The organism is Rhodobacteraceae bacterium LMO-JJ12, from assembly GCA_021555075.1.
GTDB lineage: Bacteria > Pseudomonadota > Alphaproteobacteria > Rhodobacterales > Rhodobacteraceae > JAKGBX01.
In genome coordinates this window covers 512,198-530,442 of sequence record JAKGBX010000003.1, presented here as the reverse complement: position 1 = coordinate 530,442, position 18,245 = coordinate 512,198, and the positions used below count along the sequence as shown (strand labels likewise).

At 60.0% G+C, this 18,245-nt stretch carries 19 protein-coding genes; 8 read left to right on the top strand and 11 right to left on the bottom strand.

All coding sequences use genetic code 11. The features are described 5' to 3' along the window. Nucleotides 1–135 precede the first annotated feature (135 nt). On the top strand, nucleotides 136–1,374 hold the full coding sequence (locus LZG00_18780) for an aminotransferase class I/II-fold pyridoxal phosphate-dependent enzyme (protein ID MCF3596031.1): 1,239 nt from the start codon (nucleotides 136–138) through the stop codon (nucleotides 1,372–1,374). A gap of 88 nt (nucleotides 1,375–1,462) precedes the next feature. Here LZG00_18780 and LZG00_18775 read toward each other — a convergent pair whose 3' ends face one another. The 4 genes from LZG00_18775 to phaC all read right to left on the bottom strand — a co-directional run bounded on the left by LZG00_18775 (nucleotide 1,463) and on the right by phaC (nucleotide 5,544). Next, entirely contained in the window at nucleotides 1,463–2,428 is a 966-nt protein-coding gene (locus LZG00_18775; GenBank protein MCF3596030.1) for a LysR family transcriptional regulator, read from the bottom strand. 19 nt (nucleotides 2,429–2,447) lie between these two features. Then, on the bottom strand, nucleotides 2,448–3,020 hold the full coding sequence (gene phaR / locus LZG00_18770; GenBank protein MCF3596029.1) for a polyhydroxyalkanoate synthesis repressor PhaR: 573 nt from the start codon (nucleotides 3,018–3,020) through the stop codon (nucleotides 2,448–2,450). Between the two features lie 153 nt (nucleotides 3,021–3,173). Further along, nucleotides 3,174–3,620: a phasin, PhaP gene (locus LZG00_18765; GenBank protein ID MCF3596028.1), complete on the bottom strand. Its 447-nt coding sequence runs from the start codon at nucleotides 3,618–3,620 to the stop codon at nucleotides 3,174–3,176. A 130-nt stretch (nucleotides 3,621–3,750) separates the two neighbouring features. Beyond that, nucleotides 3,751–5,544: a class I poly(R)-hydroxyalkanoic acid synthase gene (phaC, locus tag LZG00_18760; GenBank protein ID MCF3596027.1), complete on the bottom strand. Its 1,794-nt coding sequence runs from the start codon at nucleotides 5,542–5,544 to the stop codon at nucleotides 3,751–3,753. Between the two features lie 109 nt (nucleotides 5,545–5,653). Between phaC and phaZ the strand changes: the two genes are divergently transcribed. Beyond that, entirely contained in the window at nucleotides 5,654–6,976 is a 1,323-nt protein-coding gene (gene phaZ / locus LZG00_18755) for a polyhydroxyalkanoate depolymerase (protein ID MCF3596026.1), read from the top strand. Nucleotides 6,977–7,194: 218 nt separating this feature from the next. Next, nucleotides 7,195–7,761, top strand: a complete 567-nt coding sequence (locus LZG00_18750; protein ID MCF3596025.1) for a DUF6151 family protein — start codon at nucleotides 7,195–7,197, stop codon at nucleotides 7,759–7,761. A 10-nt stretch (nucleotides 7,762–7,771) separates the two neighbouring features. Here LZG00_18750 and LZG00_18745 read toward each other — a convergent pair whose 3' ends face one another. The 6 genes from LZG00_18745 to LZG00_18720 all read right to left on the bottom strand — a co-directional run bounded on the left by LZG00_18745 (nucleotide 7,772) and on the right by LZG00_18720 (nucleotide 11,986). Next, nucleotides 7,772–7,993 (bottom strand): hypothetical protein, encoded by a 222-nt coding sequence (locus tag LZG00_18745; GenBank protein ID MCF3596024.1) that lies wholly within the window; start codon nucleotides 7,991–7,993, stop codon nucleotides 7,772–7,774. Nucleotides 7,994–7,997: 4 nt separating this feature from the next. After that, a complete protein-coding gene (locus tag LZG00_18740; GenBank protein MCF3596023.1) occupies nucleotides 7,998–8,708 on the bottom strand; it encodes an alpha/beta hydrolase in 711 nt (236 codons plus the stop codon). A gap of 84 nt (nucleotides 8,709–8,792) precedes the next feature. Next, nucleotides 8,793–9,413, bottom strand: coding sequence for a hypothetical protein (locus LZG00_18735; GenBank protein MCF3596022.1), 621 nt, complete (start codon nucleotides 9,411–9,413; stop codon nucleotides 8,793–8,795). 40 nt (nucleotides 9,414–9,453) lie between these two features. Further along, entirely contained in the window at nucleotides 9,454–9,879 is a 426-nt protein-coding gene (locus LZG00_18730) for a VOC family protein (GenBank protein ID MCF3596021.1), read from the bottom strand. A 28-nt stretch (nucleotides 9,880–9,907) separates the two neighbouring features. Beyond that, on the bottom strand, nucleotides 9,908–10,660 hold the full coding sequence (locus tag LZG00_18725) for an alpha/beta hydrolase (GenBank protein ID MCF3596020.1): 753 nt from the start codon (nucleotides 10,658–10,660) through the stop codon (nucleotides 9,908–9,910). 54 nt (nucleotides 10,661–10,714) lie between these two features. Next, on the bottom strand, nucleotides 10,715–11,986 hold the full coding sequence (locus LZG00_18720) for an MFS transporter (GenBank protein ID MCF3596019.1): 1,272 nt from the start codon (nucleotides 11,984–11,986) through the stop codon (nucleotides 10,715–10,717). 269 nt (nucleotides 11,987–12,255) lie between these two features. On the opposite strand from LZG00_18720, the gene thrS reads away from it, so the two are divergent. The 5 genes from thrS (at nucleotide 12,256) to LZG00_18695 (ending at nucleotide 17,051) form a co-directional block, all read left to right on the top strand. Beyond that, nucleotides 12,256–14,202, top strand: a complete 1,947-nt coding sequence (gene thrS / locus LZG00_18715) for a threonine--tRNA ligase (protein MCF3596018.1) — start codon at nucleotides 12,256–12,258, stop codon at nucleotides 14,200–14,202. 281 nt (nucleotides 14,203–14,483) lie between these two features. Beyond that, a complete protein-coding gene (locus LZG00_18710) occupies nucleotides 14,484–14,786 on the top strand; it encodes a DUF2282 domain-containing protein (GenBank protein MCF3596017.1) in 303 nt (100 codons plus the stop codon). A gap of 74 nt (nucleotides 14,787–14,860) precedes the next feature. Beyond that, nucleotides 14,861–15,751, top strand: coding sequence for a DUF692 domain-containing protein (locus tag LZG00_18705; protein MCF3596016.1), 891 nt, complete (start codon nucleotides 14,861–14,863; stop codon nucleotides 15,749–15,751). After that, on the top strand, nucleotides 15,748–16,494 hold the full coding sequence (locus tag LZG00_18700) for a DNA-binding domain-containing protein (GenBank protein MCF3596015.1): 747 nt from the start codon (nucleotides 15,748–15,750) through the stop codon (nucleotides 16,492–16,494). Before LZG00_18705 ends, LZG00_18700 begins: the two co-directional genes overlap by 4 nt. Continuing rightward, nucleotides 16,491–17,051 (top strand): DoxX family protein, encoded by a 561-nt coding sequence (locus LZG00_18695; protein MCF3596014.1) that lies wholly within the window; start codon nucleotides 16,491–16,493, stop codon nucleotides 17,049–17,051. The genes LZG00_18700 and LZG00_18695 overlap by 4 nt, the downstream gene beginning before the upstream one ends. On the opposite strand, the gene LZG00_18690 is transcribed toward LZG00_18695, so the two are convergent. Continuing rightward, nucleotides 17,039–18,238: a DegT/DnrJ/EryC1/StrS family aminotransferase gene (locus LZG00_18690; GenBank protein MCF3596013.1), complete on the bottom strand. Its 1,200-nt coding sequence runs from the start codon at nucleotides 18,236–18,238 to the stop codon at nucleotides 17,039–17,041. The two genes, LZG00_18695 and LZG00_18690, sit on opposite strands and share 13 nt — an antisense overlap. Between the last annotated feature and the right edge of the window lie 7 nt (nucleotides 18,239–18,245).

Sequence of the window (18,245 nt, the reverse complement as noted above, 5' to 3'; positions counted from 1 at the left end):
GGGGGGGGGGGGGGGCCCCCCCCCCCCCCCTCCTGCCCCCGCCAAACGCCCCCACGTCAGCCGCATTAAACCTTCCCAATCCCCGCAAATTCGTTTAAAAATTCCGAAAACAACCTTCGGGAAACCTGAACGAGCATGACAATTCATTCCCCGGCTGCGGCCCCCGCCCCCAATGTCTATGATGCCGAACCGATCCCCGAGACGGCCCGCGCCGAGATCGACCGCCTGCTCGCCTCTGGCGATCTCTTCCGCTACACCGCTCCCGAGGATGCGCCTGTTGCCTTGTTAGAGCGTGAATTTGCCGCCCATATGGGCGCGAAATACGCCCTCGCGGTGTCGTCCTGCTCCGCCGCACTGTTCCTGTCTCTCAAATCGTTGGACCTGCCGCGCGACGCCCGTGTCTTGATTCCCGGCTTCACCTTTGCCGCCGTTCCCTCCTCGGTGATCCATGCCGATTGCGTGCCAGTGCTGTGCGAAGTAGCTGAAAATTACCGCATCGACATGGCCGACTTTGAAGCCCGGCTCGATGACGATATCGCCGCCGTCATCATCTCGCATATGCGCGGCCACACGTCCGATATGGACGCGATCATGACGCTCTGTGATGCGCGCGACATTCCCGTGATCGAAGACGCCGCCCATTCGCTCGGCACTGAATGGGATGGGCGCAAGATCGGCACCATCGGGCGCGTCGGTTGTTTCTCGTTTCAATCCTACAAGCTGCTCAATTCCGGCGAAGGCGGCATCCTGATCACCGATGATCCCGATCTCGTCGCCCGCGCCGTCATCATGTCGGGCGCTTATGAGCACAACTGGCAAAAGCACCTCAGCCCGGGCGACAATTCTGCCGCACTGGAACAGGCTCTCACGCGCTGGCAGAACAAGCTGCCACTCTACAATCTACGCCTCGGCAATCTTTCGGCGGCTGTAATTCGCGCGCAAATCCCCGAAATCCCCCGCCGCGTGCGCGATGGTCGACGCAACCACGATCATGTCGCGGCGGCGCTCAACCGCTCCCCCTGGATCACCGTGCCCGACGCCCTGCCCCCGGAAGAGCGCGCACCGGATTCGATTCAATTCAATCTTGTGGGCATGTCCGATGACGAGGTCAAAGCCTTCGCCGCCGCCGCTGCCCTTCGCGGCGTCAAGGTGCAGGTTTTCGGGCTTTCCACCGACAACGCCCGCGCCTTCTGGAACTGGCAATTCATCCCCGGCCCCGCGCCCGATCTCCCGAAAACCCGCGCCATGCTGATGCGCGCCTGTGACGCCCGCCTGCCTGCGCGCCTCACGTTGGACGACTGCGATTGGCTCGCCAACACGCTGGTCCTCGCCGCTCAGGATGTGATGGGCGCACAAAAGGTCTACGGCACCTGACGTTCCTCACCTGCCGTGGGCAAACATGTGGCGGTTTTTCCTGCTGCAAGGCCATGGCCCCGCCCGGTTGGCCCCTGATCGCGCGCCGCTAGAGCAGCTTCAGCACGTCGCCGACAAAGGCATGCGCCTGCACCGCCGGCTCAATGATCGCCGAGCGCACGATCGGCTTCAACTCGCCCGCCACCTGCCCCGGCATGTCCTGCATGATGCCCTTGCGCGCGATCAGGCTGATCGTCCGGCTCAGCGGCGCAAACGGCAACTCCATCACGTCAATCTCGTCGGCAAACCGGCGTGCCCTCATCAACGCCAGCGGCGTGAGAATGGTCCAGCCCGCACCCTGCCCCACCAGCGCAAGAATGGCATGATAGCTATCCAGCTCGAACTGATACGCCAGACGAAGGTTCTGCCGCATCAGATGATCTGAAATCAGCCGCCCCATCCAGTGGCGCGAGGTATATTGCACCAGCGGCAGCCGCTGAAGCTGGCGCAAGACATCGCCTGTCGGGTCCACCGCCCCGAGCGGCGCCGCCACCACAAAGCCATCTTCAAGGATCGGATGCACCTCCATCCAATCCGCCGACGCCCCCATCTCGGCCGCCACGATCATATCAAGCGCGCGCGCATCCAGCTGATCATAGAGGAAATGGCTCGCCCCGGTCTCAAGCAGGAACTGACAAGATTTCAACTCCTGCGCCATATGGGTCAGAAGCCTCGGCGTCACATCCGCTTCAAAATCCTCGATCATACCAAGACGAAACCGGGTCAGCGCCCCCAGATCGCGCATCGCCAATTCCGCCTGGGCCTGTGCGGCCTCATTGACGATATTCTGTGCGCGGCGGCGAAACATCTCGCCCGCCGGGGTCAGCCGCACCGGGCGCGCATTGCGCATCAGCAGCGTGACGCCCATCGCCGTTTCCAGATTGGTCAACTGTTGCGACACGGCCGAAGGCGAGGCGTCCAAGCGCCGCGCCGCTGCCGAAATCGAACGTTCCTCCGCCGTGGCGATGAACACTTCGATCCCCCACAAGGTGATCTTGCCGGGGCCGGTCGTCATGGCTTCGTCATGGCACGGCCTATTTGCCGAGTTTGGAAAGCTTCGATTGAAGCGCTGCGAGTTGCTCCTTGATCTCGTCAAGCTCCTCGCCACCGTCCTGCTCCGGTTTCTTGGCCTCGCTCGGCTCATCATCGGCCCCCGGAACAGTTCCCGGCACCCAGCCCCCCGTCATGGCCTTCATGAAGGCAGCTTGCTGCGCCTGCATCGCCTCAAACCCCGGCATCTTTGCCATCGGGCTCATGACGCCCATATTGTCCATCAGCTTGGATTGCCCATCGCGCAACATTTCGAAACTGGCCTGAAGAAACTGAGGCACCACGCTCGTCGCCTGGCTGGCATAACTGCGCACCAGATCGTTGAGCACGGACACTGGCAATACATTCTCGCCCCGGCTCTCATGTTCGGCGATAATTTGCAGCAGGTACTGCCGCGTCAGGTCATCCCCGCTCTTCAGATCAATAATCTGAACTTCGCGCCCACCACGGATAAATCCGGCAATGTCATCGAGAGTCACATAATCGCTTGTCTCGGTATTATAGAGTCTCCGACTTGCGTAACGCTTGATCAGAAGTGGTTTTTCACTATCGGCCACGAAGTTTCCTCCCCAGAGATGCAGCACCGCAGAAAAACCCTACGCGCTTGCAGAATAAAAGAAAAGGGCGAGCCGATAATGGCTCGCCCTTCGCATGTGTCACATCCCGTACGGGAGGAGAGGGAGGAGGGATGTGCGCACGACCTCTCGGTCTTACTTGGCCGTGGTGGCTTTTTTGGCAGCCGTGGTCACGTCGTCAGTGGCTTTTTTCACTGCGGCAGTGGCTTCTTCGCCTGCTTCTTTGCCAGCAGCCATCATCAGTTCAACGGTGTCTGTTTGAACTTTCTTGGCGATTTCGGCGAAAGCTGCCATATTTTCGGCAGCAACTTCAGCAGTGGCCGATGCGAAATCGGTCATTGCTTTGGCGTAATCGGCAGGCTCGGCTTTGGCTTTGCTCATGTCCGACAGTTTGGACAGCGTGTCTTTGGTCCATTTGCTGGAAATCTCGGCGGATTTCTCGGCAGCGGACAGCGCCACACCGGTCAGCTTCTCGTTCAGCGAAGCTTGGCTCTGGAACGATTTTTCAAAAGCGGCGGTATCAACGGGGAATGCGCCCATCATGTCTTTCATGACGGCGGTGAAATCTTGTGCTTTGGCCATTGGTCTAATCCTTGATTTGCGGTGCGGGATGAGACCCGCGTTTCTGCGTCTGCAAACAATATACTTTCTGCATCGCAGCAAATCAAGTGTTTATGCTGCATTGCAGCATAAACCTTATAACTCATTGATATTAAACGACTGGCTTGGCCGAAACATAGGTTCCCGGTGCCGGGGCAAGCGGTTTATAGCCCGAATCACCCGGCTCACGTGCCGGGATTTTCTTGCCTGAACGCTTGCGCAGCCAACTCTCCCAACGCGGCCACCACGACCCCTGGTGAAATTCCGCACCCGCGCGCCATGCCTCGTGATCAAGGCTGGTGTCGTCATTTGTATAATGGCCGTATTTCTTCTTTGATGGCGGATTGACGATCCCCGCGATATGGCCCGACTGTGACAGGATGAACGTTTTCTGCTTCGATCCCGCCTGGCGCATCCCGCGATAGCAATCCTTCCACGGCGCAATGTGATCGGTCTCGCAGGTGATGGCACAGAACGGTACATCAACGTCGCGGATATGCAGGTTCTCACCAAACAGCTCAATGCCATCGGTCACCAGAAGGTTTTTGCTGCACAGCCAACGCAGATATTCCTTGGTCATGCGCCCCGGCAGGTTGGTGCTGTCACCGTTCCAGAACAGCAGATCAAAGGCCGGCGGCGTCTCCCCCAGCATGTAGCTCTTGATCGCCGGGGTATAAACCAGATCGTTCGAGCGCAGATAAGACATGGTGCGCGACATGATGAAACTGCGCAGCACGCCGATCTCGTCGACCTCCGCCTCGATCCCCTCGATGAAATCCTCCTGCAGGAAGGGGGTAAACTCGCCCTGATCGGAAAAATCGGTCAGCGCAGTAAAGAAGGTGGCCGATTTCACCGATTTGTCGCCGCGCTTCTTCATCAGCGCCAGCGTCATGTTCAACGTGGTTCCGGCAATGCAATAGCCCACCGCGTTGACCTGTTTCTCGCCGGTGATTTCCTTGACCACGCGAATGGCCTCCAGAAACCCATCTTCGATATAGTCGCCCATGCCGACATCTCTGAGGTCCGACCCCGGATTGACCCAGGAAACCACAAACAGCGTATAGCCCTGATCAACGATCCATTTGATCAACGAATTGGCCGGTTTCAGATCGAGAATGTAGAACTTGTTGATCCATGGCGGAAAGATCACCAGCGGCGTCTTATGCACCTCGTCTGTCGTCGGGCTGTATTGGATCAGCTCCAACATCCGGTTGCGAAAGATCACCTCGCCCGTCGTGGCCCCCACATTGCGCCCCAACTCGAACGCAGAGTCATCGGCCAGCCGCACCAACATCTCACCGTCATTGCGTTCCAGATCGGCAACCAGGTTCTCCAACCCCTTGACCAGAGAGTCCCCCTCGGTCTCGACCGCACGTTCCAAAGCATCGGGATTGGTGCCCAGAAAATTCGTTGGGGCCATCATATCTATGATCTGACTCGAGAAATAACGCAGCCGACGGCGGTCGGTTTCCTCCATCCCCTCGGCATCTTCCACTGCCTGACGAATCGCCTCGGCGTTCTGCTGATATTGACGTTTGATCAGGTTGAAATAGGGATTCGAACTCCACATCGGGTTGGAAAAGCGCGGATCTTGCGGCCCAACATCCTCAACTGTCTCTACGTCACCCTTCAACGCCTGCTGCTGCACTTCCATGAAATTTGAGACCGACTTGCCCCAGTATTCCAATTGATGCTCGAAAATCTTGGAAGGATTCTGCATCCACTCATGCCAATAAGCCCCCGCAGCGCGCACGAACAACTCTTGCTCGGGGCCATTCAGCGTCGGATTCGCCGGTGTACGGTGGGTCAAAACACTTATCAGACGCTGTGACAACTCCTCGACCCGTGCCAAATTTGCCGTCATTTTGTCGAGCGTATCGGGTGTGACATCGTCTTTTGTTGTCATTTTAATAATTTCTCCCTATCTTCGCTGCTATGCAGCATAGTGCCACCGCAATGTGGGGCCGCGCGGCAAAACGGGTCTATCCCGACTCACGGTAACGAAGGAAACGCGCATGCGCTATATGGCCACCTACGATCTGATGGAAACTTTCCGTAATACCAATCAGTGGCTTGGTGCCTCCGCCCTGTCTCTGGCATCTTACCCGATGTTCTCAATGGTTCCAAACCCCGCTTTTCAATGGATGGCGGCTTGGGGCGAAGTGACAGAACGCACCTTTGCGCGCATGGTGGTCAAGCCCAGCTGGGGCATCCGCACCTTCACCTGCGAGGACGGCAAAGATCACCTCGTCAATATCGAAACCGTGGTCGAACGCCCGTTTGGCGATCTGATTCATTTCTCCATTCCCGGCCGCGAACCCGCCCAGCGCAAAGTCTTGCTGGTGGCACCAATGTCGGGTCACTACGCCACATTGCTGCGTTCGACCGTGAAATCGCTTCTGGTCGATTGTGAAGTCTATATCACTGATTGGCACAACGCGCGCGATATCCCGGTCTCCGAAGGCAAGTTCGATGTCGAGGATTATACACTCTACCTTGTCGATTTTATGAAGGCGCTTGGCCCCGACACCCACGTGATCGCCGTGTGCCAGCCCGCCCCCCTAACCCTTGCCGCCACCGCCTATCTGGCCGAGCAAGACCCCGAAGCACAGCCGCGCTCGCTGACCCTCATTGGTGGTCCGATCGACCCTGACGCCGCCGAAACGGATGTGACCGACTTTGGCCGCCGCGTCACCATGGGCCAACTCGAAGAAACCGCAATTCAGCGTGTCGGCTTCAAACACAAGGGCGTTGGCCGCATGGTCTACCCCGGCCTTCTGCAACTGTCCTCGTTCATGTCGATGAATGGCGAGCGTCACTCGCAAGCCTTCCAGGATCAGATCATGCGCGTAATGCAGGGCCAAGCCGGTGATGACGACCCCCATAACCGGTTTTACGATGAATACCTCGCCGTGATGGACATGACGGCCGAATTCTACCTCTCGACGGTCGAACGCGTGTTCAAGAACCGCGAAATCGCCAAGAATGAATTTGTGGTCGACGGCCACAAGGTAGACATCGGTGCAATCACCACCGTTGCGGTCAAAACTGTTGAAGGCGAGAAAGACGACATTTCCGCCCCCGGCCAATGTATTGCCGCGCTTGATCTGTGCACCGGCCTGCCCGACAGCAAGAAAGCCAGCCATGTCGAACCGGGTGCGGGTCACTATGGCATCTTCGCCGGCAGCAGCTGGCGCAACAACATCCGCCCGCTTGTTATTGATTTCATCGACGCCAACTCCGGCGATGACAAAGCCAGCAGCGCATCGGCCAAAACGGCGTCAAAACCTTCCCGAGCCAAGGGCAAGAAAGCCGCCAACAAGAACGCCGCCGCCTGACCCTGCTCGTCAGACGAGGCACTGATCAGCGCGCGCCGCATCTTGATTGCGACGCGCGCCGATCCGACTGGCTACCCCAAGCGGGTTTTCGCCGCCCCTCCCCCACTCCCGCACATTCACACCCCTTCAGACGACAGCGTTGCACCACAAACGCTTGCCGCGAAGCACACTTCTTGCGACAATTCCCCAAGCTGACCGAACCCAAAGAGAGCACCGAAATGCCCGAGGTCTCATTTTCCTGCACTTGCGGCAAACTTTGCGGCCATCTTGACGTCGCCTCGCCAAACGTGGGCAGCCATCTATCCTGCCATTGCCCCGATTGCCGCGCCTCCGCAATCCACCTGGGTCAGCCTGATCCGGCCCCGGATGGCGTCGAAATTTGGCAAACCACGCCCGACAATCTGCACATCACATCCGGCGTCGAACACCTTGCAGCCCTACAGCTTTCGCCCAAGGGCCTCTATCGCTGGTATGCCGATTGCTGCAACGCCCCGCTCTTCTCCACCCCACGCAAACCGCGTGTGGCCATCGTCTCAATGACCGCCAAACGGATCAACGACACCGCCCCGCTTGGCCCACAGATCGGCTGGGCGTTCAAAAAAGATCCCAGCGGCAAATACCGCCACAAAGGCATCTCCCGGATCGCTTTTCGAATGATACGAATGGCTCTTGGCGCCAATCTCTCGGGTCAATGGCGTAAAACGCCGTGCTTTGACACCACCGGCGCACCCGTCGTCAACCCAACTGTACTCACACGCGAAGAACGCCGCGCCGCCTCGGCCTGAAACGCCGGTCCTACCTGCGCCCCACGATCCAGCGCCAAAGTGGCACTACATCCAAGGCCGCCACGGCCACCCCGAGCGGGATCATCCAAAAACCCACGATTGGCAGAAACCCCACCACGCCCCCGCCGATCAGCAACAGCCCCGCCACCAGCCGCAGCACCGGCGGGATATGCTTGCGGGTCCAGATCTGCGCCCGCTGGAGTGTCCGCTTGCTGCCTTTGAAAAAACCCATCGCGCTATTGCAGCACGAACGGCTGCCTCATCCAGGTCCGCAACGTGTCGGTCACCTCTTCGGGCGCTTCAAGCGTCGGCACATGGCCCGCATCCTCAACGATATGCAACTTGGCATAGGGGATCAGTTCGGCCATGAACTCATGCCGTTTCACCGGGGTCAGCCGATCATGCGCGCCGCACATCACCAGCGCAGGCACCTTGATTTTACGCAACGTCGCCTGTTGGTCGCGCCGCCGCTGCAACGCCCGCACCTGGCGCAGAAAAACCTCCGCTCCCAGATCGCGCGTCATTTCCGCCATCATCCCCAACACCTTGACCCGCCCCGGCCCCGGCGCCAGATAATCAGGCTTCAAAAAGCCGCGCATCACCTCGTCCAGCTTGCCCGCCTTCACCCCGACAATCATCGGCTCATACCCCGCCGAGGTCTGCGGCGTTTCGGCCTGCGCATTGGTATCCATCAGCGCAATCCGCGTCACCCGTTCGGGCGCACGGCGCAGAATTTCCATGGCAATGATCCCGCCCATACTTAGCCCCGCCAACGCGAATTTCTGCGGACAAGACATCAGGATATCCGAGGCAATTTCCTCGATCCGCTCACCCTGCGTCGCACAGGCCACCATGATATTCATTTCACGGCTCAACGCCTCGATCTGAGGGCCGTAAAGCCGCGCATCGCACATCATGCCGGGCACCAGAACCAATGGGTCGCTCATGGGGAATCTTCACTCCTGAAATTGCGGCCCCAACTTCGCAGGACTGCGCCCAGCGTCAACCGCCATTTCACCACAACACGGCAATCAACCGCCGGTCAGCACCAAGCCCCGAAACGGCGGAAAATCTGCATAGCGCGCCTGTCTGACCTCCAAGGCTTCCCCCGGCGCCTCACCGCGCCGCAAAAGCGTGCCGCGCGGTGCCACATAGCTTGAAATCGTGCGCCACGGTGCGGGTCGCCAACTGATGTTGAAGGCGCAAAGCTTGGGAAAAAACCACATTTCGGAATAGGCCAAATGGTCATGAACCCACCACGCCAAATCGCGCCAATCACGCCCCGCCTCGTATTGATCGGCAAACCACGGGATCACGATCGTCGCCCCCGCCACCGCGCCCTCGCCGCGCCCCCAATCCCAGATATGACATTCCATCGGGTTATCATTTCGCGCACAGTTCAGTTTGTTTTCATTGCCAAACCGGTTCACTTCGCGCGACCTATACCCCGACCTTACCGCAACCCGCCCAAAGGTTTCCTCCAGCGGATCAAGCAAGCTTTCACAAAACGCCCGCCCATTCTCAATCGCCAGATCGGGGTCGTCGGGAATATTCTGAAGCCCGTGAAAATTCGCGATCTCCGAATAGAGAAACTCGCGCATATAGAAATATTTGCTCAACCGCACCCGGCCCAGCGTCTCAAGGCTCCACATGCTCTGCGGGCGCCGCATCATCTGGCCATCTCAGCCGCGCTCAATACCCGTTCCAGCGAAACGCGCCCTCCGGCGACAACTCTGAAAACGGGTTATGCGCCACCTCCCAGACATGCCCGTCGGGATCGGCAAAATACCCATGATGCCCGCCCCAAAACACATCCGCCGCCTCTTTCAACACCTTCGCACCCGCCGCCCGCGCCGCCTCGATCACCTCAGCTACCTCGCCCTTCTCGCGCACATTATAAGTCAGCGTCATGCCGCCATGCCCCAACGCGGCCTCCGGCACGCCAATATCCTCGGCCAACTTCGCACGCGGATAAAGCCCCAGCGTCTGACCGATCAGATCAAATGCGATCACCCCATCCGGGCTCTCCACACGCCTCCAGCCCAGCGCCTCGTAAAACGCCGCCGCGCGCTCCATATCCGCCACCCCCAACGTGATAAGCGATACCCTCTGCTCCATTCTCACACCCCCTCAATCCATTCCCACATCAGCCACCACCTCCTACCGCAATGACATCCTCAACCGCGGCCTCGACCAGACCCAGACAGGTTTCATCCGAGAACCGGTGATTAGCATCCTTGACCAGGGTAAGCCGCATGTCCGGCCCCTCTGCATGTTCCAGCAATCGCACTGCCGTCGCCACCGAAACGGCGGTATCCGCCGTGCCCTGCAAGAACCGCACAGGAAACCGCAACGCCAGCGGCGCGCGCAAAACCAACCGCTCGCGTCCGTCCTCGATCATCCGCTTGGTAATGACATAAGGCTCCATGTAATCGCTTGGCAATTCCACGTGACCAACCTCCTCCAACGCGCGCTTCTGCGCCTCGCTGAAATCGGCCCAATAGCCGTCCTCGGTAAAATCCGGCGCCGCCGCAATCGTCACCATCCCGGCAATCCGCTCTGGCAACGCACGCGCCAGCAACAGCGCCTGCCACCCTCCCATGCTTGAGCCAACCACCACCATCGGCCCCTCGCACAGCGTCTCGACCGCCGCCAGCGTATCTTCGTGCCAATCGCCGATGCACCCGTCTTCAAAGCGGCCCGAACTCTCGCCATGCCCGGAATAATCAAACCGCAAAAACGCGCGCCCACGCGCGCGCGCCCATGCCTCCAGATGCACCGCCTTGGTGCCCTCCATGTCAGATTTCAGCCCGCCCAGAAACACCACGCACGGCCCCACACCTTCGCTCTTGTGATAAGCCAACCGCCGCCCCTCAGGCGTTTCAAGAAATTCGCTCATGCCTCTACTCCTTGGTTTGACACCAAGGCTATCGGGGCCACGCCCGCCCCGCAATCACTCTTCCGCCTCATCCAGGCCGTGGGCCACCACCGCCGCCATGCCCGACATCGCGCAAAACAAGCCCAGCGTCACAGCAGCACCCGCAAAACTGGCCAGCGCCCCAAACACGCCTGCGCCCAACAACAACACACCAATCGCCGTATTGGCGACGGCGGTATAGGCCAGCCGCTTGCCCTCCGGCGCCATATCCACCAAATAGGTTGAGCGCCCCTGCCGTACCCCGTGATAGGCGATCATCAACAAAAACAGCGACAGCGGCAACGCCCAGAGCGTACCCGCCAACCCCGCCGCCCGCAGCCCCAGCGCAAGACCAAGGGCGCCCGCCCCCGCCAACCCGGAATAGATCAACACCCGGCGCGACGAGCGATCCGCCAATCGCCCCCATACATAGCTCGACAAAAACGACGCAATGGCCGAGGCCAGAACCAACGCCCCCAACCGATCAAACGCCGCGTTCCCCGTCTCCGACGCCAAGAGCACAAGATAAGGCGGCGCCAGCGCGCTCGACACAAGCAAGCCCCGCGCCACCACAAACCGCGCCAACCCCGGCTCTTCGCGCAACAATCGCATTTGGCCCAGCGTAGCGCGTAACCCGCCCTCTTGCGTATCGCGCGTCGCGTCGTCGCCGCTTTCGTGCAACCCGGCGAAGACCACCGCCGCCAGCAGAAACGCTCCCGCCGCCACGCCAAGCGCGCCCCAGACCAACGTCATGCGCGCAACCGGCGCTCCCATCAACAGCAACGCAAAACCGATTACCACCAACGCCGACGCCGACGCCCCAAACCCGGTCGCCGCCCCGCGCCGGGTCTGGGCAACCGTGCGCCCCAACACATCCTTGTAACTCACCGAGGCATAGGCCCGGGCCACCGCCAAAACCGCCAGCGCCGCGCAAATCGCCGCCCCCGCAGCCGCGCCCTCAAGGCTCAATGCAATCAAGATAATCAGGCCCAACATCGCCCCCTGCACGACGCTCGCCCACACCCACGCCCATTTGCGCTCCTTCATCGCGTGAATGCGCCTGGCAATGAACAATTGCGGCAACAGCGCCCCGCCCTCGCGGATCGGAACCAACAAACCGACAAAAAACGCAGGCACCGAAAGGGCCGTCAAAAGCCAACTCAACACCAGTTTCGGGTCAAACAACCCATCGGCGGATTTGGTCAGCGTCAAGGCCCCGGCATGGCGCAGGAAATTCCCGGCCTCTCCCGGTTGCGCTTCGCTTGTCGCCCCGCTCAGACGCTGAAACAGGGCGCTTTTCATGCTCATATCATCCGTCCTTCTGCCCCTTCCACCGCGCCGCCAGTGTCCCCGCTTTTCGCGCCATGCGCAAACACGACGTAATTGATTAACCCGGTTCTTGACCGCCGGGGTCCGCCACGATGTCCCACCGATGACAACATGGCCCATTTGCCGCACCCATACCCACAATTTAGCCCAAACAATTGACAACGCCCGCCATCCCCGCCAAATCACGCCTTACACACATAACCCGCAACCGGGCGTTCCGTGGGCGCCAAACTGACGAGGAGGCCGCAATGGCACAAATCTCTCTCACCTTTCCCGATGGCAATTCGCGCGAGTACGACGCCGGGGTCACCCCCGCCGATGTCGCCGCCAGCATCTCCAATTCTCTCGCCAAAAAGGCGATCAGCGCCACCGTGAATGGCGCGCATCACGATCTGCAATGGCCGCTCAACGCTGATGCATCAATCGCCATCAACACCATGAAAGACGCGGCCCCCGCGCTCGAATTGATCCGCCATGACTTTGCTCATGTCATGGCCCGCGCCGTGCAAGAGCTTTGGCCCGATGTCAAAGTCACCATCGGCCCGGTGATCGAAAACGGCTGGTATTACGATTTCGACCGCGAAGAGCCGTTTACCCCAGAAGACCTCGGCGCCATCGAGAAGAAGATGAAAGAGATCATCAACCTTCGCGACCCGGTGCGCACCGAAATCTGGGAACGCCCGCGCGCAATTGAACATTATCGCGGCACCCATGAACCCTATAAAATCGAGCTGATCGAGGCGATCCCCGGCGACGAACCTCTGCGCATGTATTGGCACGGCGACTGGCAGGATCTCTGCCGTGGCCCACACCTGCAACACACCGGCCAACTCCCCGCCGACGCCTTCAAACTGATGAGCGTCGCAGGCGCCTATTGGCGTGGTGACTCCGACCGCGCCATGCTGCAACGCATCTATGGCGTTGCCTTCCAGAACAAGGAAGACCTGCGCAAATACCTCAACATGCTGGAAGAAGCCGCCAAACGTGACCACCGCAAACTGGGTCGCGAGATGGACCTCTTTCACATGCAAGAGGAAGCCCCCGGCCAGATCTTCTGGCACCCCAACGGCTGGCGCATCTACACTGGCCTTCAGGACTACATGCGCCGGATGCAACAACGCGGCGGCTATGTCGAAGTGAACACGCCGCAAGTGGTCGACCGCAAACTCTGGGAAGCCTCCGGGCATTGGGAAAAATACCAGGAACACATGTTCATCGTCGAAGTTGACGAGGAACATGCGCGCGAAAAATCGGTCAACGCGCTCAAACCGATGAATTGCCCCTGCCATGTCGAGATTTTCAAACAGGGCCTGAAATCCTATCGCGACCTGCCGTTGCGCATGGCCGAATTTGGCTCGTGCAACCGCTATGAGCCCTCGGGCGCGCTGCACGGCATCATGCGGGTGCGCGGCTTTACCCAGGACGACGCGCATATCTTTTGCACCGAAGAACAGATCGAATCTGAAACCGCCCGCTTCATCGACTTCCTGTCGAACGTCTATCGCGATCTCGGCTTTGAAGACTTCAAGGTCAAATTCTCCGACCGTCCCGATCTGCGCGCCGGGTCCGATGACGTGTGGGACAAGGCCGAAGCCGCGCTCTTGTCGGCCACCCGCGCCGCCGGGTATGAACCCGAACTCAACCCCGGCGAAGGTGCCTTCTATGGCCCGAAACTCGAATTCGTCCTCACCGACGCAATCGGGCGTGACTGGCAATGCGGCACCCATCAGGTTGATTTCGTCCTGCCCGAACGGCTCGACGCCAATTACATCGGCCCTGACGGTGCCAAACACCGCCCCGTCATGCTGCACCGCGCTACCTTGGGCAGTTTTGAGCGTTTCATCGGCATTCTTATCGAAGAACACGCAGGTAAGCTGCCCTTCTGGCTCGCCCCGCGTCAGGTCGTCGTGACCACCATCGTCTCCGAGGCCGATGACTACGCCCGCGAAGTCACCGCCGCGTTGCAAGCCGTCGGCATCCGCGCCGAGGCCGATCTACGCAACGAAAAGATCAACTACAAGGTGCGCGAACACTCGCTCGGCAAAGTGCCGGTGATCCTCGCGCTCGGCCATCGCGAGGTTGAGGAAAAAACCGTCACCCTGCGCCGTTTGGGCGAAAAACAGACCTCGGTGCAAGCACTTGACGACGTTGTCGCGGCCCTCAAGGTCGAGGCGACACCGCCGGATTTGCGTTAGAATCTTAACGTAAACATTCCGCGCCTGCGATGTGACTTGTAACATTCCAGCGCCGGAGCGTTTTGGGCGTCGCAGATAGCTGCGGCGCCCTTTCTTTTGTTTTCAACAGGTTATCGCGTGATTCGCTGAAACATTTGCTCACGGCGCGCCGCTGGGCTCTGACGCCTGCGTGATGCACAGGCTCGTGAGTGGCCTAAATGTGATATGTGAGGTTACCAATTTCCCATCGCACTCAGCGATCAGATTAAAAAACCAAGTGATCCATCAAAGGGAGACCCGAAATGTCCAATACCATGCAAACCATCGCCCTCGCTGGCGCCGTCGCCACGGCAATCGCCGCACACACCACCTCCGTTTCCGCCGCCGAGCAGGAAAAATGCTACGGCGTGTCGCTGGCCGGTCAGAACGACTGTAAAGCCGGCGCAGGCACCACTTGCGCAGGCACATCCAAGGTCGACTACCAAGGCAACGCCTGGACAATGGTCGAAAAAGGCACCTGCGCCTCGATGGAACTGCCCGCCATGGCCGATGGGTCCGCACGCATGGGCTCGCTCGAAGAGCTGAGCCGCGATCTGCCCTCCTAAACGCCCCGGTTTCGGGCGGAGTGAAACCCTCCGCCCGGCCACACCCGACAAATGCGCCTCATGCGGAGACAGACATGCTTGACCAACAGCGTCACACTTCTTTGCCCCCCGCACCCGGCGTCGGCTACAAGCCACAGCACTATGCGGCCATTACCGATGATCCCACACCCGTCGGCTGGCTTGAAATCCACGCCGAAAACTACATGGGCGCCGGTGGCCGACCGCTCGCACAATTGCGCCATCTCTCTGAACGCTTTCCGATTTCCGTGCACGGCGTCGGACTTTCAATCGGCGGTGAAACCCCGCTCGACCCCGATCATCTGGCCCGCCTGCGCCATCTCTGCGACTGGCTTCAACCCGCCAGCTTTTCTGAGCATCTCGCTTGGTCCACCCACGACAGTAATTTCCTCAACGACCTCCTGCCACTGCCCTACACCGACGCAACACTTGCCCGCGTCGCCAGCCACATTGATCAGGTTCAAGAGACGCTCGCCCGCCCCATGCTGCTTGAAAACCCCTCCTCCTATCTCGCCTTTGCGCAAAGCACCTGGTCCGAGCCCGATTTCCTGCGTGAAATTGCCCGCCGCACTGGCTGCGGTCTCCTGCTTGATGTGAATAACGTGTTCATCTCCGCCACCAATCTCGGCTTTTCGCCGCAAACCTATATCGACGCCTTCCCACTCGATCTTGTCGGCGAAATTCACCTCGCCGGGCATGACACCGAGGCGGATGACCACGGCAAACCCCTCTTGATCGACAGCCACGGGCGTGCGGTTGATGAACCCGTCTGGGCGCTGCTGGATCACACATTGGCTCGCTCCGGCCCCCGCCCGCTATTGATCGAATGGGACAACGACGTGCCCGAATGGCCCATTCTCGCAGCCGAAGCCTCGCGCGCCGCCTCGTCTCTCACAGGGCTTACCGCCCCCGCAAAGACCGCCGCGCGCGCAGGGGCCACGCTATGAGCGATCAAACCACCTTTCGAGCGGCCCTTCTCGACCCGTCGCACCCCGTGCCACCCGACCTGTTTGATGGCGCGGGCAACCCTGCTGGTGCGCGTTTCTCGGTCTATCGCAACAACGTCGCCACCTCCCTCACCGAAGCACTTGAGCAGACCTTCCCGATCCTTCGCAAGCTTATCGGCGACGACACGTTCAAAGCCCTCGCCGGGATTTACCTGCGCGCCCATCCGCCGACATCGCCGATCCTGTCAACCTATGGCGAAAACCTCCCCGCGTTCCTTGAAGCCTTCGAACCCCTCGCCCATCTCGGCTATCTCCCCGACATGGCCCGCTTAGAGCGCGCCCTGGTCAAAAGCTATCACGCCGCAGATGCCCCCCCGCTTGATCCTGCAATCTTCACAGCCATAGCCCCCGAAGACCTGCCGCGTCTGGCCCTCCAATTCGCCCCTGCCGTGATCCTCCTCCGCTCGCGCTGGCCGATCCATGGCATATGGCGTTTCAATACCGAAACCGACGCACCAAAACCGCCACACACCGCACAAGACGTCCTCATCACCCGCCCCGACTATGATCCGGTCCCACAGCTTCTACCCGCCGGTGCCGCCGACTTCATCACCGCCCTAAACGAAGGCCAAACTCTCGGTCAAGCCGCGGAAAACGCCACCAATTTCGATCTTTCCGCTCTTCTCACACTCCTATTTCAAACCCAAGCCCTAACTCACGCAACACTTGAGGATCAGGCATGAATACCATGATATCTCTTTATAATTCCCTAACACATCACATCGAAAAGCTCGACTGGCTGATCCCCAGCCTCGCGCGCTTCCTTTTCGCGGCTGTCCTCTTGATGTATTTCTGGAAATCCGCCCTCACCAAGCTGGGAGACGGCTTTTTCGGCTTCCTCAACCCCACCAGCGCCTATTTTCAGATCTTCCCGAAGACCGCCGAAGCCCTCAACTATGACACCTCACAGTTCGGAGTCTTCCATTGGGTCATCGCCGTGGCTGGCACATGGTCGGAATTCCTCCTTCCTGCGCTGATTGTTCTCGGCTTGCTCACCCGCCTCGCCGCCATCGGCATGCTTGGCTTCATCGCCGTGCAGACGCTCACTGACCTCTTCGGCCACGGCGTCATCAACGAACCCGCAACCATCGGCGCATGGTTTGACAATGACGCTTCAAGCCTGCTGATGGATCAACGCAGTCTCTGGGTTTTCCTGCTGATCATCCTCGTCATCAAGGGCGCCGGCCCCCTCTCGCTCGACCGCCTCTTGGCGTCCAAACCCGCGCCTCACCCTTCCTGAAACACCGCACCCACCTCGGCCCGGATAATCCGCGCAATCAACGCACAGTCGTCCAGCGAAAAGGTCAGCGGCAGCCGCATATCCAAAATGCCCTTCAAAATCCGGTCGCTCCCCGGCATCCGCTCCGCGTCAACATAGCGCCAACTGTCATAACGACTGGTAAATCCCGTCGGCTCCGCCCCGCCAAACCATTTCAGCTCAACGCCGCGCGCCGCACAACGCGCCAGAACCGCGCCGATCTTCTCCTCGCTCCAATCCAGCAGTAAAAACTGTATCGACGAACCAACGAAATACTCCGGTTCGGGCCGCTCAACCACGCGCAAGCCCGGCGTGCCGCGCAAGCCCGCCTCAACCACACCATAGCGCGCATTCCACGCCTCGCATTGCGCCTGCAACCGCGCCAACTGAGGCCGCAGGATCGCCGCGCGCAGGTTATCCATCCGCCCCGACACATTCGGCGTCACATATTTCACCCGCTCAAACACCTCCGGCCCCGGCGCCGCCAGATGCCGCCCGTAAAGCATATATGACCCCGAGAGCATGATCGCGCGCGCCGCAACCTCCGCATCATCGGTGATCAGAAACCCGCCCTCGCCGGAATTGAGATGCTTATACGTCTGCGTTGAATAACACCCGACCACCCCATCTGTCCCGGACAGTCGCCCGTTCCAACGCGCCCCCATCGTATGCGCACAATCCTCGATCACAACGATCCCGGCGGCGTCACAAATCGCCATCAAACGGTCCATATCCGCCAGATGCCCGCGCATATGACTCAGCATCAAAACCTTCGCGCGCCCTGTCGCCTTGGCCTCCAGATCGTCCAGATCAATGGTCAGCCCCTCATCCACCCCGACAAACACCGGCACCGCCCCGACACTGGCAATCGCCCCTGGCACCGGTGCCAGCGTAAACGCATTGGTCAGCACCTCGTCACCGGGCCGCACCTCTACCGCGCGCAAAGCACAGGCCAGCGCATAGCCTCCCGACGCCACCGCAAGGCAATATTTCGCCCCCATCGCCTCGGCGAATTCCTGCTCCAAAAGGGCAACCTCACCGGTCTCCCCCTCTGCCACGTTATAGCGGTGCAAACGTCCGCCCCTCATCACGTCCAAAGCCGCCTTGATCGCCTCATCGGGGATCGGTTCTTGCTGGGTGAAACTGCCGTTGAATTTTTCCATGAACATTTAATGC

What these genes read in the sequence shown, in the direction of transcription:
- phaC (MCF3596027.1), bottom strand. Translation starts at nt 5,544, where the DNA reads ATGACAACAAAAGACGATGTCACACCCGATACGCTCGACAAAATGACG.
- LZG00_18725 (MCF3596020.1), bottom strand. Translation starts at nt 10,660, where the DNA reads ATGAGCGAATTTCTTGAAACGCCTGAGGGGCGGCGGTTGGCTTATCAC.
- LZG00_18750 (MCF3596025.1), top strand. Translation starts at nt 7,195, where the DNA reads ATGCCCGAGGTCTCATTTTCCTGCACTTGCGGCAAACTTTGCGGCCAT.
- LZG00_18740 (MCF3596023.1), bottom strand. Translation starts at nt 8,708, where the DNA reads ATGAGCGACCCATTGGTTCTGGTGCCCGGCATGATGTGCGATGCGCGG.
- LZG00_18710 (MCF3596017.1), top strand. Translation starts at nt 14,484, where the DNA reads ATGTCCAATACCATGCAAACCATCGCCCTCGCTGGCGCCGTCGCCACG.
- LZG00_18690 (MCF3596013.1), bottom strand. Translation starts at nt 18,238, where the DNA reads ATGTTCATGGAAAAATTCAACGGCAGTTTCACCCAGCAAGAACCGATC.
- LZG00_18765 (MCF3596028.1), bottom strand. Translation starts at nt 3,620, where the DNA reads ATGGCCAAAGCACAAGATTTCACCGCCGTCATGAAAGACATGATGGGC.
- LZG00_18700 (MCF3596015.1), top strand. Translation starts at nt 15,748, where the DNA reads ATGAGCGATCAAACCACCTTTCGAGCGGCCCTTCTCGACCCGTCGCAC.
- LZG00_18735 (MCF3596022.1), bottom strand. Translation starts at nt 9,413, where the DNA reads ATGTGGAGCCTTGAGACGCTGGGCCGGGTGCGGTTGAGCAAATATTTC.
- LZG00_18695 (MCF3596014.1), top strand. Translation starts at nt 16,491, where the DNA reads ATGAATACCATGATATCTCTTTATAATTCCCTAACACATCACATCGAA.
- LZG00_18730 (MCF3596021.1), bottom strand. Translation starts at nt 9,879, where the DNA reads ATGGAGCAGAGGGTATCGCTTATCACGTTGGGGGTGGCGGATATGGAG.
- LZG00_18775 (MCF3596030.1), bottom strand. Translation starts at nt 2,428, where the DNA reads ATGACGACCGGCCCCGGCAAGATCACCTTGTGGGGGATCGAAGTGTTC.
- LZG00_18780 (MCF3596031.1), top strand. Translation starts at nt 136, where the DNA reads ATGACAATTCATTCCCCGGCTGCGGCCCCCGCCCCCAATGTCTATGAT.
- thrS (MCF3596018.1), top strand. Translation starts at nt 12,256, where the DNA reads ATGGCACAAATCTCTCTCACCTTTCCCGATGGCAATTCGCGCGAGTAC.
- LZG00_18745 (MCF3596024.1), bottom strand. Translation starts at nt 7,993, where the DNA reads ATGGGTTTTTTCAAAGGCAGCAAGCGGACACTCCAGCGGGCGCAGATC.
- LZG00_18720 (MCF3596019.1), bottom strand. Translation starts at nt 11,986, where the DNA reads ATGAGCATGAAAAGCGCCCTGTTTCAGCGTCTGAGCGGGGCGACAAGC.
- LZG00_18705 (MCF3596016.1), top strand. Translation starts at nt 14,861, where the DNA reads ATGCTTGACCAACAGCGTCACACTTCTTTGCCCCCCGCACCCGGCGTC.
- phaZ (MCF3596026.1), top strand. Translation starts at nt 5,654, where the DNA reads ATGCGCTATATGGCCACCTACGATCTGATGGAAACTTTCCGTAATACC.